The sequence below is a fragment of the Enterococcus sp. 3H8_DIV0648 genome (assembly GCF_002140655.1).
Classification (GTDB): domain Bacteria; phylum Bacillota; class Bacilli; order Lactobacillales; family Enterococcaceae; genus Enterococcus_A; species Enterococcus_A hulanensis.
Genome location: NZ_NGLG01000001.1, coordinates 3,125,644 through 3,143,623 on the forward strand (window position 1 = coordinate 3,125,644; position 17,980 = coordinate 3,143,623).

The window sequence follows — 17,980 nt, forward strand, 5'->3', positions numbered from 1 at the left end:
AAGGAACGTCTTACATTCAAGGCGTTTCTTTTTTATGAAAAAGGGATGAATTTATTAGAACTTTCGAGAAAAAATCTCTATACTATAGTAAGCAATCGTTAATAAAAAAATGAAAGGACGTGAGTACATGCTAAAAAAATTACTGGCAAATGTCGGTGAATATAAGAAGCAGAGCTTGCAGACCCCGCTGTTTACGATGGGGGAAGTATTGATGGATGTGATCATGCCCTTGATAATGGCAGGCTTGATCGACAATGGAATCGAAAAAAGCGACACCAATACGATTTTACGCTATGGCGGTTTATTATTTTTGTGCGCGCTATTTGCGTTGGGCTCAGGAACATTAGGCGGACGAACCGCCGCGATCGCCTCAGCCGGTTTCGCGAAAAATTTGCGTCACAACTTGTTTGAACGGATCCAAAGCTTTTCTTTCTCGAACATTGACCGATTTTCGAGTTCGAGCTTGATTACTCGTTTAACAACCGATGTGACCAATGTACAAAATGCCTATCAGATGGTGATACGGATTTTGGTGCGTTCGCCGTTGATCTTGATTTTTTCTTTAGTGATGACGTTTCACATCAATCGGGAATTATCCATGATCTATTTGGTGATCGTACCGATTATGATCGTGGGACTTGGGCTGATCATTCGTTTTGCCCATCCGCTATTTGAAAAAGTTTTTCGGACGTATGATCGATTGAACAATGTGGTTCATGAAAATCTGCAAGGGATTCGTGTCGTAAAATCTTATGTAAGAGAAGAACACGAAGAAGAAAAATTCAGTCGTGTATCCAAAAAGGTTTTTGACAATTTTACGAAGGCGCAGCGTATCGTTGCCTTCAATATGCCTCTTTTGCAAGTAGCAGTCTATACGTGTATGCTGCTGCTCTCTTGGTTAGGTGCGGAAGTGATCGTGAACAAGGGGACGCTATCGACCGGAGAACTGGTCAGCATGTTCAACTACACGATGCAGATTTTGATGAGTCTGATGATGATGTCTATGACCTTTGTCCAATTGATGATCGCCCGCACATCAGCTGAACGGATCACGGAAGTGCTTAATGAAGAAAGTGATCTGAAAAATGGCGAAAATCCGTTGACGGAAGTTCCTGACGGATCAGTAGAATTTAAGAATGTCTGCTTCAGCTACAAAGACGATATGGATAAATTAGTATTGGAAAATATTGATTTGAATATTGCTTCTGGTGAAGTGATCGGAATCGTCGGCGGGACCGGGAGTTCAAAATCCAGTCTGGTACAGCTGATTCCGCGTCTTTATGATGTCACACATGGTGAGATCAAGGTTGGCGGACATGATGTACGAAGCTATGACTTGGAAACGTTACGTGATCAAGTCGGGATGGTTTTGCAAAACAATGTCTTGTTCAGCGGAACTATCACAGACAATCTGCGATGGGGCGATGAACATGCGTCGAAAGCAGACGTGATTCATGCTGCAACGATCGCACAGGCAGATTCATTCATCCAAGAGTTTCCCAATAAGTATGACACGATGATCTCTGAAGGCGGGAATAATGTTTCCGGCGGACAGAAGCAACGATTGACGATCGCGCGTGCATTATTGAAGAAGCCGAAGATTTTGATCTTAGACGATTCCACCAGTGCCGTAGATACAAAAACCGATCGCGCGATTCGCGAAGGCTTAGCCAAAGAAATCCCTGGAACGACCACTTTCATTATTTCTCAGCGAATCAGTTCGATCCAAGATGCCGATCGAATCATCGTGTTGGATGATGGGAAAATCAATGGTATCGGAACACATGATGAGCTGCTGGAAAATAATGTGATCTATCAAGAAGTCTTTGATTCTCAACAGAAAGGATTTGGTGATCATGATGAATAAAGCGACAATGCCCAAATCCAATCCGATGAAAACGATCAAGCGACTATTAAAAATTATGGCGAAAGAGCATAAGCTGCAGCTGGTCATTGTCTTTTTCATGATTTTGATCAGTGCATTTGCTAACGTGCGAGGCTCGCTGTTCTTGAAAGTAGTGATCGATGACTATATCACACCATTAATTGGTCAAAGCAATCCGAATTTTACGGGTTTGCTGAAAGCGATCATGATGATGGCCCTGATCTATGTCGTCGGGATCATCGGGACACTATCTTATAATTTGATCATGGTAAAAGTATCCGAAGGGACGCAAAAGAAAATCCGTGATCAGATGTTTACTCATTTAGAAACATTGCCTTTACGCTATTTTGATTCAAATGCCGATGGCGATATCATGAGCCACTTTACCAATGATACCGATACATTGCGGCAAATGATCTCGCAAAGTATTCCCAACTTGATGATGGCTCTGGTGACCTTCATCTCAGTTTTTATCGCGATGTTCTCCTTGAGTATCCCTTTGACTTGCTTTGTCATCGTTTCAGTTTCGTTGATGTTTGTGATGCTTCGTTTCATTACTAACCGCAGCGGACGATATTTCGGTGAGCAGCAGCATTCGCTTGGTAAGGTCAACGGTTATATCGAAGAGATGATGCACGGTCAAAAAGTGGTGAAGGTCTTCAACCATGAAGAAAACGCAATGAAGGAATTCGATGTTATCAATGACCAATTGCAAGAAAGTGCTTCAAAGGCCAACGCTACGGCGAATACCTTGATGCCGATCATGATGAATCTCCTGAATATCCAGTATGTGTTAGTAGCGATTATCGGAGGATTGTTCGCGGTTTATGGTGTTTCTGCTTTGACCGTTGGGATGATTGCGTCCTTCTTACAATTGAGCCGCTCATTAAATGGACCGATTAGTCAAATTTCGCAGCAGATCAATTTTGTCATTATGGCCTTAGCCGGAGCTGATCGAATCTTCCAATTATTAGATGAAGAATCGGAAGTTGATGATGGCTACGTGACGCTCGTCAATGTCAAAGAGGTCAACGGCGAACTAATCGAAACCAAAGAACGGACTGGAATCTGGGCATGGAAACATCCCCATGAGGATGGAACGACCTCTTATGTCCGCTTGACCGGAGATGTACGATTTGAAGATGTGAACTTCGGATATAACGACGACCAGCTGGTGCTGCATGACATCAATCTTTATGCGGAACCTGGACAAAAGGTGGCTTTTGTTGGAGCAACGGGAGCCGGCAAGACGACCATCACGAACTTGATCAATCGTTTTTACGATATCCAAGAAGGAAAAATTCGTTACGATGGCGTCAATGTTAAAAAGATCAAAAAGAGTTCTCTGCGGACTTCTTTAGGAATCGTTTTGCAAGATACTCATTTATTTACTGGAACGGTTAAAGAAAATATTCGGTACGGAAATCTGAGCGCGACGGATGAAGAAGTCTATCAGGCAGCAAAATTATCGAATGCAGACACCTTTATCCAGCATTTGCCAGAAAAGTACGACACCGTAATTACTGGTGATGGTGAAGGTCTATCGCAAGGTCAGCGCCAATTACTGGCGATTGCTCGTGCGGCGATCGCTGACCCGCCGGTTATGATCATGGATGAAGCAACTTCAAGTATCGATACCCGCACAGAAAGCATCGTTCAATCAGGAATGGATCGCTTGATGGAGGGACGGACAGTATTTGTGATCGCCCATCGATTATCAACGATTCAAAATTCTGATGTTATCATGGTAATGGATCATGGTCGAATTATTGAAAGAGGAGACCACGAAAGTCTATTAGCGGAACATGGAATGTATTATCAACTGTATACCGGAAAAGTTGAATTGGATTAGCAATTCAAGAAAAGGTGTGTCCTGCATAAGCGGAGCACACCTTTTTGTTGGAACAAGCACAAAATAATCGCTACAATGAAAAGAAAGGACTCGGAAAGGAAGCGGTGGTATGGCACTTGAAATTTCACAGTTGGATTTTTCAGAATTAGCTGAAGCGAAAGAATTGATCAAAAAAGTTTTCATGACTTTTGAGGCACCGGATTATTCTGACGAAGGCGTAACTCATTTTTTGACCTATTTGGATGAAGAGCTGGAAAAGGAAATGTCAGCTAATCAGGTTCAGGTTTGGTGTGGAAAATACGATCAGCAAATCGTAGGCATATTAGCTGTCCGGTTACCTGCCCATATCGCACTGCTTTTTGTTGACGAAGCGTATCATCGTCAAGGAATCGCAAAGAGAATGTATCAAGCGATGATTTCAGAATTGTCGCCAGAACGAATGACCGTCAATTCGTCACCTTATGCCGTACCAGCTTATGAAAAATTGGGATTTCAGTTAAATGGCGAAGAGGAGACAGTTTCAGGAATTCGATTTCAGCCAATGATTTTTATCAGAGAGGAAGGATAAAGATGAAACGTTTTGCGATAAAAGATTATGGAGCAGCGAAAGATGTATTGATTGAGCTAGAGGCGGAACCTCGCCTTGTTGATGACACTCATGTGCGTGTTGAGCTTAAGGCTTTTGCGATCAATCCTTATGATATCGCCTTGCGGCAAGGAGCGATGCGTGATTTTCGGACGCTAAAATTTCCTTATGTGCTAGGCAATGATGGTGCAGGAATCGTGACCGAAGTCGGCAGTGAGATCACTCATGTAAAGGTCGGCGACGAAGTGATCGTTCATGCAGTTGGCGGGACTTATGGTGAAGAAGTCGTGGTTCCCGGCAAGAAAATAGTGAAAAAACCTGCCTCTATGACTTGGGAAGCTGCTGCTGGTGCAGTCACGCCGTGGTTAACTGCGTATAATTTAGTGACGCATTTATTAGGAGACAAAATCGGTGAAACGGTGATGGTGCAAGGGGCATCTGGAGCAGTCGGTTCATTGCTGGTCCAATATTTAAAAGAGCAAGGAAAAACGGTCTTAGCTTCTGCTTCTAAGCGAAACGAGGAGTTGGTCCGACAGCTAAGAGCCGATCACTTTGTGGCCTATGATGTAGAGGATGCAGGATCATTTTTTGCTGATCAGGCCGATACAGTGATCGACGCGACGAAAGGCGGCCGTGCTGGCGAAGCGGGGATGCAGATTATGAAAGCGGGCGGTAATTTCGTTGCCTTGAATGATCTGCCAAGTGAGCAAAAGAAGACAGGAAATTATCTATCCTTCGGCCCATCTAAAGATTACTCTGATTTTGAGGCTCTAACTGCTTTGACCAAGTTGGCAGATAAGCTCCAGCTGACGATCGCCGAAGTATTGCCTTTTACTTTAGCAAGTGTGATTGCCGGTCATGAAAAATTAGAAGGTCATCCATCGGCAGGAAAAATCATTATCAAGAAGGTGGGATAAAATGAATCAACAAAAATGGCAATTAATAAAAGCAAATTTTGACGGAACAGAGGCCTTGTCGGATGGGTATTATCGTATACGGGAAGTTGACGGCGGCTATCAATTTGCCTATTTAGTCGCGGGACCCTGCGGCGATAAAAATCCTCATCCAGAAGTGACGCTGCATCAGGAAGGAAATCTTGTGCGGCCGATTCGTTTGCGAGATTGGGAAGAAACACCCATTTTGAACTTATCGGAAGAAAATGATTTAGACAAGCTTGAGGAGCTGACAGATCAACTTTTAGATCGCTTTATAAGGATAAAGAACCTTAGTCTTTAAGCATTTCTTTAGTATTTCATAGGTGAAAAGGGATACAATTGTGACAAATCGTTAGGAATGTCAAAAAAGGTGATTTCAGCTGCTCACGAGAATTGAAATTAGCCGAAATTCCGTGCTACATTAGTTCAGCGAGAAAAAATAGTAGGTGAAATCAATGAAAGTTTTTCAATCTCTTAAACACACATGGAGTCTATTCAAATTAGATTGGCGTCGAATTTTCAAAAATCCGATCGCCATTTTTCTGATGGCCGCATTGGTCATCATCCCATCACTTTACGCTTGGTTCAATATCAAGGCTTTATGGGACCCATATTCAAATACCGGCGAATTACCGATCGCTGTTTACAGTGCCGATACCGGCGCGAAGTTTCAAGACAAGGATGTCGAGATCGGAAATGAAGTAATCAAAAACCTCCACAAGAATAAGCAATTAGGCTGGCGCTTTGTCGATTCAAAAGAACAAGTCGTCGAAGGCGTAAAGTCTGGTAAGTATTATGCGGGTATCTATTTACCCAAAGAATTCTCTAAGGACTTATTGAGTTTCACATCAGGAGATATCCAAAAACCAAAGATCGAGTATTATTTGAATCAAAAGATCAATGCGATCGCACCAAAAATCACTGATAAAGGTGCCGGATCGATCCAGCAGGAGATCAGCCAAGAATTTATTAAAACTGCCAGCTCAACATTACTGAAAGTTTTTAACGAGATAGGCTATAACATTGACGAGAACTTAGTCAGCATCAATAAAGTCAAAGATTTGATTTTGACGACGAATGATAATTTAGGTGAGATCGATAAGTACACACAAGAGGTCGTAGAGGTTCACAGCAAACTGCCTGAGCTGAAAGAAAAATTAGCCAAGGCCAATGAAATCCAAGCCTACTTGCCGCAAGTCGATGAGATGGGGCAAAAACTGATCACCTTGAATCAGAAAATGCCGGAAATCAAACAGCAAGCCAGTGTGATTTTGACCTTACAACAAAAAATTCCCGAAATCCAACAGGCCGGCAATCAAATTGCCCAAGTCGATAGCGACTTTGCTCAAATCGAAAAGACGATGAATGACGGCATCAACGAAGCTAAACAAGGCTTGAACATCATTCATCAAGTCCAAACGATCTTGCCGGATATTCGAAAGCTGGGCAATCAGGCAGATGATTTTGCGGCGACCACTAAAAATGGTGCGGAGCAATTAAAATCAGCCGTACCAAGTATTTCAAATAGCGTTCAAATTACACTGCAATCGATAGGTCAAGTAGCAACAACAACGCAGTCAATTACGAGTGATCTGTCAGCCTTACTAGATAAGGAAGAATTAACACCAGATGAAAAAGCCCATATTGCGGCGATCATTGGTGACTTCCAAAGTAATTTAGCCGATCAGCAAGCGGCTATTGACAAACTCAATCAGTTTTTGACGGACTTAAAAAAAGCTGCTGATGATAATGGCAATACTGAAGCTAGTCAAAACTTAGCCACCATTATTGGTCAGCTTGGCAATCTGAAGAACTCTTTAGGTGATCTAAGCAATCGCTTTGGTCATTTAAATGATTTGGTTCAAAACAGTACACCAAAAAAAGCTAAAGAATACCTAGATGAAATCAATAGGGCTGCGGGGGAAATAGCGAATTTTGTCAACGGCATCAATGCTGAACAAATCGGTCAAACCGTCAGCACGATCCTTGATAAATTAATCAACACGATCACTACCGCGCAAGGTGTCTTGAACCAAGCGCAGCAAATTGATTTTGCTTCATTATTGAATTCAACTGAAGGAACCGTCAGCAATGCGATTACCTTCTTAGAAAAATACCAAAAACAAATGCCGGCGATCGGACAAGAAGTTCATGATGCAAATGTACTATTAAACGGACATATGAATGAGATTGTCAACGGCATCAACACTGGCGCAGATCTGTACAATAATGAGCTTCCAGTAGTTGAGCAAAAATTAGGCTTGGCTGCGGACTTCATGCAAAATGATTGGCCAGGTGTGAAAAAAGATTTGACTGGCGGCTTGAAAGTAGCGAATGATAAAATGCCGGAGGTTGAGCAAGCCTTGAATCTTGCGACGGATTTAATTCAAAACGATTATCCAACCTTGCGGGCAGGTATTCAAAAAGCGGCGAACGCAATTCAGCAAGGGGATAAGACAATCGACTTCGGTCAAGTATTGAAATTATTGAAATTGGATGCACAAAAGGAAAGTGACTTCTTCACCACTCCGGTAGAACTGCAAACCAATACAATGTATCCAATCGCGAATAATGGTTCGGCTAGTACGCCTTTTTACACAGCCTTGTGTTTGTGGGTAGGTGCGGTACTCTTCTCAAGTGTGACGACAACCGAATTTTTCTTGGATAAGAAAGATCGCGGCAAATACACAAAACGTGAACAATTTGGCGCGCGGATGCTGACGTACTTAGTTGTAAGTGTCGGACAAGCCCTGATCGTAACACTCGGAAACATGTTCTTGTTGGGTGTTTATGTGAAGAATCCAGTGTACAGCGTATTGTTTGCTGTCTTAGTGGCATTAGCCTTCATGATGATTGTTTATACGCTTGTGGCGCTCTTTGGAACTGTCGGGAAAGGAATCGCGATTATTATTCTGGTGCTTTCCATTTCTGGTGGTGGCGGGAACTATCCGATCCAAGTATCGGGCAAGTTCTTCCAAGCCGTGAATCCATGGCTGCCATTTACCCACGCGGTCAACTTGCTGCGTGAAAGTGCCGGCGGAATCTACTGGCCTAACGCGACCGGCGATATCATTATTATGATCGGATTGTTCATTGTATTTGGTATCTTAGGAACTTGGGCATATCCACTTCTGCAGCCGCATTTGACGAAGCTTACAAAAGTGGCTCATGAAAGTAAAATATTCCATTAAGCTAGCTTATAAGTTTAGTATGTATTTTCGTAAAATTACAAAAGCAGAACTCGCAAATGAGGCAGGCAAGATGACAGCGTATTGCTGTTGTTTTGCCTGTTTTCGTGTTTTACTTAGGTTACGAAAAATCGTTGAAAAAATCATTGACATTTAGTTTGAGTGCGAGTAATATTTCGCTTGTTTGTCTTTTTTAAAAGCTGTTTATTAAGAAAGACAAAGAGGTTAATTCCTCTAAAATGAAAAGGAGTGAGTCTAGTGGATTATCTTAAACGCTTGCTGGTTGGCCGGCCACTGAAGTCGTCTGAAAATGATGATCAAAATCTGTCGCGCTTTGCGGCTTTGGCGATGCTGTCCTCAGATGCGTTATCCTCTGTTGCGTATGGGACAGAACAGATCGTAGTTGTTCTGGTTACCTTATCCGCAGCGGCGATTTGGTATTCATTACCGATCGCATTTGTGGTATTGGTTTTATTGACTTCATTGATTTTATCTTATCGTCAAATTATTCATGCCTATCCTCATGGTGGCGGCGCGTATGTCGTCAGCAGTGAGAACTTAGGGAAGAACGCCGGCTTGATCGCTGGAGGCTCGCTTTTAGTGGATTACATGCTGACCGTTGCCGTATCTGTATCAGCTGGTGCGGAGGCCATCGCTTCTGCGGTCCCTGCGTTGTATCATCATCGCGTCCTGATTTCCGTTATTATTGTTTTATTATTGATGCTGATGAACTTGCGCGGACTGCGTGAAAGTGCTGGGTTATTGATGGTGCCGGTTTACAGCTTTATCGCGGTCATTACGATCTTGATTATTGTCGGCTTAGTGAAAATCATTTCCGGTGCGGCACCTGTGCATGCGACAGCGCAAGTCGGAGCTGTGGTACCGGGAATTTCTATCGCACTGTTGCTGCGAGCATTCTCATCTGGTTCCTCTTCGTTGACCGGGGTGGAAGCTATTAGTAATGCCGTGCCTTTCTTTAAAAAACCGCGCGCTAAAAATGCGGCGGGAACATTAGCGATGATGGGCTTGATTCTTGGGTTCTTCTTTACAGGGATCACCTTCTTGAACTATTGGTTCGGGATTGTTCCAACGGCTGAAGTCACTGTTTTGTCACAAGTTGGTGAAGCCGTCTTTGGCAAAGGCATCATGTATTACCTTTTACAATTCGTAACAGCTTTGATTTTAGCGGTAGCGGCGAACACAGGCTTCTCAGCCTTTCCTGTCTTGGCTTATAACTTGGCTAAGGATAAATTCCTGCCGCATCGTTATCAAGACCGTGGAGACCGTTTAGGCTACTCTAACGGCATCATCACATTGGCTTTAGGCTCGATCGTTTTGCTTTTGATCTTCCAAGGTTCGACGGAACGTTTGATTCCCTTGTATTCAGTCGGTGTGTTCATTCCATTTACCTTGTCGCAAACAGGGATGGTTTTGAAATGGCGTAAAGAAGGACAGCATTGGATCAGAAAATCTATTGCCAATATCATTGGTGCGTTGATCTCATTTGCGATCGTTCTGATTCTGTTTATCTACCGTCTGCCAGATATTTGGCCATTTTTCATTATTATGCCGATTTTGATTTATGCTTTTTATAAAGTCCATACTCATTATAAGAACGTGGCAGAGCAGCTTCGTTTGGCGGATGATGTAGAATTGCATGATTACGATGGAAACACCGTTATTGTACTAGTCGGCAATGTGACGCAAGTAAATATTGGGGCAATTAATTATGCCCGTTCGATTGGTGACTATGTGATTGCGATGCATGTTTCCTTGGAGGAAAATGAAGAGAAGGAACGAGAGATCCGGCGTGAATTCCGTGAAAAATTCCCAGATGTCCGCTTCTCAGTCGTTCGTTCGCCTTATCGTTCAATCGTCAACCCGGTCAGCCGTTATGTTGACCGTGTAAGTAAAAATGCCAAACAGCACAACTATACTACGACTGTTTTGATTCCGGAATTTGTTCCTAACAGAACGTGGAAACGGTCATTGCACAACCAAACGGCGCTGCGATTACGCTTCCGATTGTCTTATCGCGATGATATCATCATTAGTACTTACAACTACCATTTGAAGAAATAGCATGTTTTTTTAACAGGAGCGTACCGTTGTTCAGGTGCGCTTCTTTTTTGAGGAGTCAGTGTCTTTTTTAAAAAAAGTCAAAGACTATAAATATTAAAACGTATTCATTCTTTTTTTGAGCAAAAAAGGTTGATTTTAATTCCTATTAGATGTAATATCAAACAGCATTAATTACTAACACTATTAGGTATTAATGAAAGAGAAATTATTTTTCGAAAAGAAGGAGGAGGAGTTTGATGACATTCGCAGAAGATGCTGAACGTGAGCTGATGCAGCTGATGGTCAAAAATCGCCACGGCGCATTCAGTAAGATCGAAAAAAGCAGCAAAGGTGCCAATATCGTTATCAAAGTACTTGATCGATTAGGCGAACCTACGAACCCGAAACAATTAGCTGATACGCTTAATCTGTCAACTGCTCGAATTGCTGCCGTGCTGGGAAATTTGGAGAAGCGCGGATTAATTAGTCGAACAATGGATCCTGATGATCGACGTCGAATTAATGTCAGTTTAACGGAATGCGGGAAAAAAGTAGCCAAAGCTGAAAAGCAGGAGATGCGAAATAAAATTATTCGAGTGTTTGAACTTATGGGAGAAGAAGATACTAACAAATATCTCGAATTAACTACCAAGTTTGTCAACTACTCTCAAAAATTATCCACGGAAGGGGAAGGTGATCAATAGTGAAGATTTTTAAATATCTTGGTAAATACTGGTATGCGATCATCGCCGTATTTTTACTTTTAATCGTACAAGCATCTAGTGATCTTAGTTTGCCAAGTTTGACATCGGATATCGTCGATGTTGGTATTCAACAAGGAGGGCTTGAACAGTCGACTCCAGATAAAATCAGAAAATCAACGCTTCAAGGAATCGAGATTTTCATGACTGAAAAAGAGAAGCAGACGATCAAAGATAATTATAAGGAAGCAACTCAAACCGTTGATGGTAAGAAAGTTGAGATTTATAAGTTAGATCTTCAAGATGGCATGACAAAGGATAAGTTAGCTAAAATCTTTAATCTGCCAATGATGATGATCGCGTCTACTCGATCAAAGGATTCCAGCAATGCCAAAGAAGCCAAAGAAGTCATCAATGACTATACAGCGATCTCAAAAGACGCAGCTAAAGCACAAGCATTGGGACAAGAAGCCAAAGAACTGGGCGAACAAGCGCAAGCAGCCGGACAAGAAGCTGCTGCTGCAACGGATGCTGCAACTGCGGCCGCTAAAGGTGCGGAAGCTCAAAGCCTAGCAGCGGAAGCTCAAGCCAAAGGTGCGGAAGCGCAGAAGCTTGGAGATGAGCTCAAAGCAAAAAATGACGCCATGCCCGCAAAAGTGGACGCAGCTCGAAAAGCAACGAAGGAAAGCTTAGGCGATATGGGTGAAGACTCATTGAAAACAGTGGGTATCCAATTGACCTTAGCGGAATACAAAGCTTTAGATGTCAATACTGGAAAAATTCAAACAGATTATATGATCAAAACGGGTGCTAAAATGCTCGGTCTGACTTTGGTATCAGCAGTTGCTGCAATCATCGTTGGTTTGATCGCTGCATTAGTTGCCGCAACCGTTGGTAAAAACCTGCGGGTTGGTCAATATGAACGGACCTTGGAATTTTCAAACAATGAAATGGAGAAATTCTCGCCAGCTTCATTGATCACTCGGAATACCAATGATATCCAACAAATCCAAATGGGGATCGTAATGATCATGCGGATCGTTTTATACGCACCGATCTTAGGTATCGGCGGCGTTTATCGCGTGTATAAAACAGGTACAGGCATGGGCTGGATCGTCGGCGTAGCTGTAGCAGGTGTTTTAGTCCTAGTGGTGACTCTGCTGCTGACAACGATGCCTAAGTTCAAGGCTCTGCAAACATTAGTTGACCGGGTCAACTTGGTTTCTCGTGAGATCATTACCGGTCTGCCGGTTATTCGTGCGTTCTCTCGTGAAAAATATGAAGAAGAACGTTTTGACGTGGCTAATACGAACTTGATGAAAACACAAATGTTTGTTAACCGGGCCATGTCATTAATGATGCCAATCATGATGCTATTAATGAATGGTATCTCTGTCTTGATCGTTTGGGTCGGCGGACATAATATGGATAGCGGTCAGTTGCAAGTCGGAGACATGATGGCGTTTATCACATACACGATGCAAATCGTTATGGCCTTCATGATGCTGTCAATGGTATCGATCATCCTGCCGCGTTCAAATGTGGCTGCTGGTCGTGTGGATGAAGTGCTGAACACAGAACCAACCATTAAAGATCCAGAACAGCCAAAAGACGACCACGACTTTAAAGGCGAAGTGAAATTTGAAGGTGTTCAATTCCGTTATGGAGATGCCGATGCCGATGTGCTGCATCATATTAATTTTGTAGCCAAACCGGGTGAAACTACAGCCTTGATCGGTTCGACAGGTTCAGGGAAGTCTACGATCGTCAATTTAATTCCGCGTCTATTTGATGTGACCGGCGGAAGAATCACGATCGATGGGATCGATATTCGTGAGATGAGTATGCATAAGCTGCATGAGATCATGGGCTTTGTACCGCAAAAAGGGGTACTGTTCTCTGGTGATATTGCTTCAAATATTAAATTTGGCGATGGGGATATCTCAGACGAGCAAATGAAAAAAGCTGCTGAGATCGCACAGGCAACTGAATTCATCAATTCGAATGAACAGGGCTTTGATCGTGCGATTTCCCAAGGCGGTACCAATGTTTCTGGTGGGCAAAAGCAACGTTTATCAATCGCTCGAGCATTAGCGAAGAATCCTAAGATTTTGATCTTTGATGACTCATTCTCAGCCCTTGATAACAAAACCGATGTAGCCTTGCGTAAAGCATTGGCTGAAAACATCAAGGATGCGACTCAAATCATCGTGGCGCAAAAAATATCAACGATCCTGCATGCGGATAACATCATCGTCTTAGATGAAGGCCGTGTCGTTGCTCAAGGTCGTCATGAAGAATTGATGGCATCATCAGCGGTCTATCAAGAAATTGCTCAGTCACAGTTAAGCAATGCTGAATTGGGCATAGAAGAAGCGGATTAAGGAGGAGCGAGAAGAATGGCAGAACAAAAACAAAATCGCCCTCGTGGTGGCGGACCTGGCCGAGGAATGGCTGCGCCAGTAGAAAAAGCCAAAGACTTCAAAGGTACAATCAAAAAATTAGTATCGTATCTTGGTGCATATAAAATCGCGGTTTTCTTTGTAATGATTTTTGCGATCGCCTCAACGATCTTCAATATTTGGGGTCCCAAAATCTTATCAAAAGCGATTACTGAATTATTTAATGGGTTGATCAAAAAGTATCAGGGAACCGGTGGGATCGACTTTGACAAAATCGGCGGCATCCTGCTCTTCATGTTAGGCCTGTATGTGGTAGCTTCCTTATTCGGAATCATCCAGGGCTGGATCATGTCGACGATTTCGCAAAAAATCACGTATCGGATGCGGAAAGAGATTTCTGAAAAAATCGACCGCATGCCAATGAACTATTTTGAAAGCCGCACGACTGGTGAAGTTCTATCACGGATCACCAATGACGTGGATACTTTGGGTCAATCATTGAACCAAAGTTTGACGCAATTGATTACTTCGACCTTTACGATTATCGGAGTCATCGTGATGATGCTTTCGATCTCAGTAAAAATGACAGGGATCGCGATCCTAATCGTACCGATCTCATTATTGCTGATCATGGTCGTCGTGAAGAACTCGCAAAAATACTTTAAGACACAACAAGAATATCTTGGTGTAATTAATGGTAAAGTTGAAGAAACTATCGGCGGGTATACGATCGTTCGTTTGTTCAATGAAGAAGAAAATTCATTGAAAGAATTTAAAGAACAAAATGAAGTTCTGTTCAAATCAGCGTGGAAATCACAATTTCTATCTGGTTTGATGCAGCCGATCATGAACTTTGTCGGTAACCTAGGTTACGTTGGTGTAGCGATTGCCGGTGGGATCATGGCTTATAATGGGACGATCACTGTCGGAGATATCCAAGCGTTCATCCAATACGTACGTAACTTGACGCAACCAATCGCGCAGCTTGCTCAAGTATCGAACATGCTGCAATCAATGGCTGCGGCAGCTGAACGGGTCTTTGAATTCTTAGCAGAAGATGAAGAAGAACAAACGGCTGAAAATCCTGTTCAGCTTGATAAGGCTGAAGGAATGGTTGATTTCGATCACGTTCAATTCGGTTACACAGCGGATAAGATCGTTATTCAAGATTTCACCTCCCATGTTGATCCGGGGCAGACAGTTGCCATCGTGGGACCGACGGGTGCTGGTAAAACAACAATGGTCAAATTGTTGATGCGCTTTTACGATGTTAATTCTGGTGCAATCAAGATCGATGGTCATAATATCAAAGACTTCAATCGTGCCGATTTGCGTAAAAATATCGGGATGGTCTTGCAGGATACGTGGTTGTTTAAAGGAACGATCATGGACAATCTGCGCTATGGACGTTTAGACGCTACGGATGAAGAAGTTTATGCAGCAGCGAAAGCCGCTCATGTGGATCACTTCATCAAGACATTGCCTGGCGGCTATGACATGGAATTAAATGAAGAGTCTTCAAATATCTCACAAGGTCAAAAACAATTGTTGACGATTGCGCGTGCGATTTTAGCAGACAAACCGATTTTGATTTTAGACGAAGCAACGTCTTCTGTTGATACTCGGACAGAAGGATTGATCCAAGAAGCTATGAACAACTTGATGGCTGGCCGGACATCCTTCGTTATCGCTCACCGTCTATCAACAATCAAAGACGCAGATAAGATTCTTTATATGCAAGGCGGAGACATCAAAGAACAAGGTAGCCACGAAGAATTACTGGCTCAAAATGGACTTTATGCCGCATTGTATAATTCACAATTTGAAGAATTAACTGAATAAACGAAAGAACCAAGCATCGCTATTGGATGCTTGGTTCTTTTTTGCGCTGAGCGGGTATTAATGATGGTCTTTATCTGTGATCATCTTAGTCTCCTTGTCATAAGTAACCGTGATCGAATGACTGGTGAAATCACCATTTTTGGTTTTGTTCCACGTAGCCATTGATCTTGGTGATCTACCGTGAGTTTCTTTTTCCCAACTAGTAACTGTGTCCGGGGTGCCAACGAGTTTTTCTAATTCTTCATAACTCGAACCGCCTGTGAAAGAATACTTTTCATTATTGTCATCATAATTCTCTGTGGCTACTTTTATTGATTCGTAGATGCTTTGGTTCCATTCACCGGGAAATTCTTCTTCTGAAGAATCTACTGTTCCAGGTTCGATTGGTTCATAGGCAGTGTTTGTATTGTTGAGACTAACGGTCAGGTATCCCAATGGGCCGACCAAAACAAAAATGATCGCCAGTACAACACCAATGAGGATTCGGGTCTTTTTCTTTTGAAGACCAGATTGCTCGCTGGTGTTTTTTTCTGTTGTTGCCGTTTCTTTTTTCGGATTCAAATAAAGCGTGCCGCAATAATCGCACTTCCAGCCATTTTCCACTTTATTGAATTTAGTGCTGCCGCAATTCATACATTCCTTACTTTTCATGATAGAGTCCATCCGATCCATAGTTTTCAGGGAAGTCATCCGGGTATTTGCCTAATCCTGCTCGAGGATATTTTTCAGGCAATCGGCTAAAGGAGACGTAGCGCACTATCGGCGTCACGTAACCTACTTGATCTTCTGAAAAATAGACATTGGGTTTCCCCTGTTTCTCATAAACGAATTGTTTAGTATAGCCAGCATAAGAATTATCTTGAATGAGTGCAATAAAAGCTCTGACCTCTCGCCATGTCATTTGGCCTTGCTGCCATTGTTCTCTAAGATTTTTGGCTTCGTAGCTTACTGGATTATTATTTTCATCGAATTCCAGCGTAATATTTTTTTGGATTTGTTGGGAATCGGTAATGATTTCATCCGGCTGCCCCCAAATGCGCAAAATATCTGCGGCGGAGTATTGATCGAAGTCGGGTCCATAAGCACTTAAAAAACCTGCTTCGCGATAGTAGGTCGTTACAGCAAATTCAGAATCCGGGTTTTCGATAATCATATCTGCTTTTGGTGCCGTTTTTGTTCTCTTCTTTTTTAACGATTCATGTTCCTTTTGGGCATTCGTCAATCGTTCTTCGAATGCTTCCGTTTTCTCTCCGCCATATTCCTTTACAGAAGCTTTGGCTTGCTTGATATCGGCTTGATTTAAAGAAAGCTCTGCGATTCGAACATTTCGTTCGGGATTTTTTAATTGGCTGGCTGAATAAGTGTCTTTCGTACCATTAGCCTTAGTCGTGCTTAAAGAAGAACTAGTTTTTTCTTTTGTACCAGCTATGAGCAAACCGCTGACCACAAGGATCACGAAAATAAGCAGCAAAGCCAGCCGCATGATCGGTGGTTTCTTTCGCTGAACATTCTTTCGCTCAATTTCATCATCAAATTCATACACGGCATGACAGTAGGTACACTCATAGCCTTCTTCTGTTTTGTTAAAGTGGTTCCCGCCGCAATATTTACAAACTAGACCCTTCATTTTTTCTCTCCAAGTTTATTGATAGTCATCAAGTGAATAACTTTTTACCAATGATACCATGGGGCAATCACTTGGGAAAAGAAGAGATTGGATTATTCGCTCGTTGATTTTTATTTTTAGAGAATAATTTCTGTATATTAAACTTTAGTTCCTGATTGACTATTTATATTCGAGGTGTTAGGGTTTATATAGAGAATAATTTCTTTGTTAAGAACAAAATTTCATAAAGGAGCTGTTTCTAAATGATGGAAGAAGAAAAAGCGCTGCTGGTTGAATATGGCAAAAGGTTGATTTCAACAGGATTAACGGCTGGCACTGGCGGGAATATCAGTGTATATGATCCCGAAAGGCAGTTGATGGCTATCACGCCGAGCGGGATTGATTATTTTGAGATGACGGTAGACGATATTGTCTTGCTGACTCTTGCTGGTGAAATTGTTGAAGGTACTCGTAAGCCGTCGAGTGAATGGCAGATGCATTTGATCAATTATCAGAAACGTGGAGAAGAGATTCGGGCCGTCGTACATGCGCATTCGACATTTAGTACGATCCTTGCGACTTGTCGAAAAGACCTGCCAGCGACAAATTATATGATAGCGGTTGCAGGCGGAGATGATGTTCGCTGCTCTAAATATGCTACTTTTGGAACAGAAGAATTAGCAGAATATGCTTTTGAGGCGATGGAAGGCCGCTATGCTTGTTTCTTAGCAAATCATGGTTTGCTGACTTGCGGTCCGACGCTCAAAGAGGCTTTTTCGGTGGCGAGTGAAATTGAACGATTGGCTGGACTGCATGTGGGAGCGTCATTGTTAGGTAATCCAGTGGTACTAGCGCAGTCAGATATGGCAAAAGTACATGAACAATTTCCAAGTTATGGTCAATAGGCTGATCTTAATACGAG

Annotated in this window: 13 protein-coding genes; 11 read left to right on the forward strand and 2 right to left on the reverse strand. The window is 42.6% G+C overall.

Annotated elements, in window-relative coordinates; genetic code table 11:
* The first annotated feature begins 127 nt into the window (after positions 1-127).
* From A5875_RS14470 to A5875_RS14515, 10 genes are all read left to right on the forward strand, one after another.
* Complete coding sequence (locus A5875_RS14470; RefSeq protein WP_088934237.1) at positions 128-1,867, forward strand: ABC transporter ATP-binding protein; 1,740 nt, start codon at positions 128-130, stop codon at positions 1,865-1,867.
* Complete coding sequence (locus A5875_RS14475) at positions 1,857-3,737, forward strand: ABC transporter ATP-binding protein (RefSeq protein ID WP_088934238.1); 1,881 nt, start codon at positions 1,857-1,859, stop codon at positions 3,735-3,737. Before A5875_RS14470 ends, A5875_RS14475 begins: the two co-directional genes overlap by 11 nt.
* A gap of 109 nt (positions 3,738-3,846) precedes the next feature.
* Positions 3,847-4,305 carry a GNAT family N-acetyltransferase gene (locus tag A5875_RS14480; protein WP_088934239.1) on the forward strand — a complete coding sequence of 153 codons (459 nt, stop codon included), beginning with the start codon at positions 3,847-3,849 and terminating at the stop codon, positions 4,303-4,305.
* A 2-nt stretch (positions 4,306-4,307) separates the two neighbouring features.
* The gene (locus A5875_RS14485) at positions 4,308-5,240 is read left to right on the forward strand and encodes an NADP-dependent oxidoreductase (protein ID WP_088934240.1); all 933 of its coding nucleotides are present in this window, start codon (positions 4,308-4,310) and stop codon (positions 5,238-5,240) included.
* Position 5,241: 1 nt separating this feature from the next.
* Positions 5,242-5,559: a hypothetical protein gene (locus A5875_RS14490; RefSeq protein WP_088934241.1), complete on the forward strand. Its 318-nt coding sequence runs from the start codon at positions 5,242-5,244 to the stop codon at positions 5,557-5,559.
* A gap of 154 nt (positions 5,560-5,713) precedes the next feature.
* A complete protein-coding gene (locus A5875_RS14495; protein ID WP_088934242.1) occupies positions 5,714-8,449 on the forward strand; it encodes a YhgE/Pip domain-containing protein in 2,736 nt (911 codons plus the stop codon).
* A gap of 255 nt (positions 8,450-8,704) precedes the next feature.
* Positions 8,705-10,528 (forward strand): APC family permease, encoded by a 1,824-nt coding sequence (locus tag A5875_RS14500; RefSeq protein ID WP_088934243.1) that lies wholly within the window; start codon positions 8,705-8,707, stop codon positions 10,526-10,528.
* 236 nt (positions 10,529-10,764) lie between these two features.
* On the forward strand, positions 10,765-11,211 hold the full coding sequence (locus A5875_RS14505) for a MarR family winged helix-turn-helix transcriptional regulator (protein ID WP_088934244.1): 447 nt from the start codon (positions 10,765-10,767) through the stop codon (positions 11,209-11,211).
* A complete protein-coding gene (locus A5875_RS14510) occupies positions 11,211-13,592 on the forward strand; it encodes an ABC transporter ATP-binding protein (protein ID WP_088934245.1) in 2,382 nt (793 codons plus the stop codon). Before A5875_RS14505 ends, A5875_RS14510 begins: the two co-directional genes overlap by 1 nt.
* 15 nt (positions 13,593-13,607) lie before the next feature.
* Positions 13,608-15,452, forward strand: a complete 1,845-nt coding sequence (locus A5875_RS14515; protein ID WP_088934246.1) for an ABC transporter ATP-binding protein — start codon at positions 13,608-13,610, stop codon at positions 15,450-15,452.
* A gap of 57 nt (positions 15,453-15,509) precedes the next feature.
* Here A5875_RS14515 and A5875_RS14520 read toward each other — a convergent pair whose 3' ends face one another.
* Together A5875_RS14520 and A5875_RS14525 are read right to left on the reverse strand one after the other, a co-directional pair.
* Positions 15,510-16,103 (reverse strand): hypothetical protein, encoded by a 594-nt coding sequence (locus tag A5875_RS14520; protein ID WP_088934247.1) that lies wholly within the window; start codon positions 16,101-16,103, stop codon positions 15,510-15,512.
* Positions 16,093-17,079: a DUF4947 domain-containing protein gene (locus A5875_RS14525; protein ID WP_088934248.1), complete on the reverse strand. Its 987-nt coding sequence runs from the start codon at positions 17,077-17,079 to the stop codon at positions 16,093-16,095. Before A5875_RS14525 ends, A5875_RS14520 begins: the two co-directional genes overlap by 11 nt.
* 245 nt (positions 17,080-17,324) lie before the next feature.
* Here A5875_RS14525 and A5875_RS14530 point away from each other — a divergent pair, with 245 nt between their 5' ends.
* Positions 17,325-17,963 (forward strand): L-fuculose-phosphate aldolase, encoded by a 639-nt coding sequence (locus tag A5875_RS14530; protein ID WP_422851538.1) that lies wholly within the window; start codon positions 17,325-17,327, stop codon positions 17,961-17,963.
* The last annotated feature ends 17 nt before the right edge of the window (positions 17,964-17,980 follow it).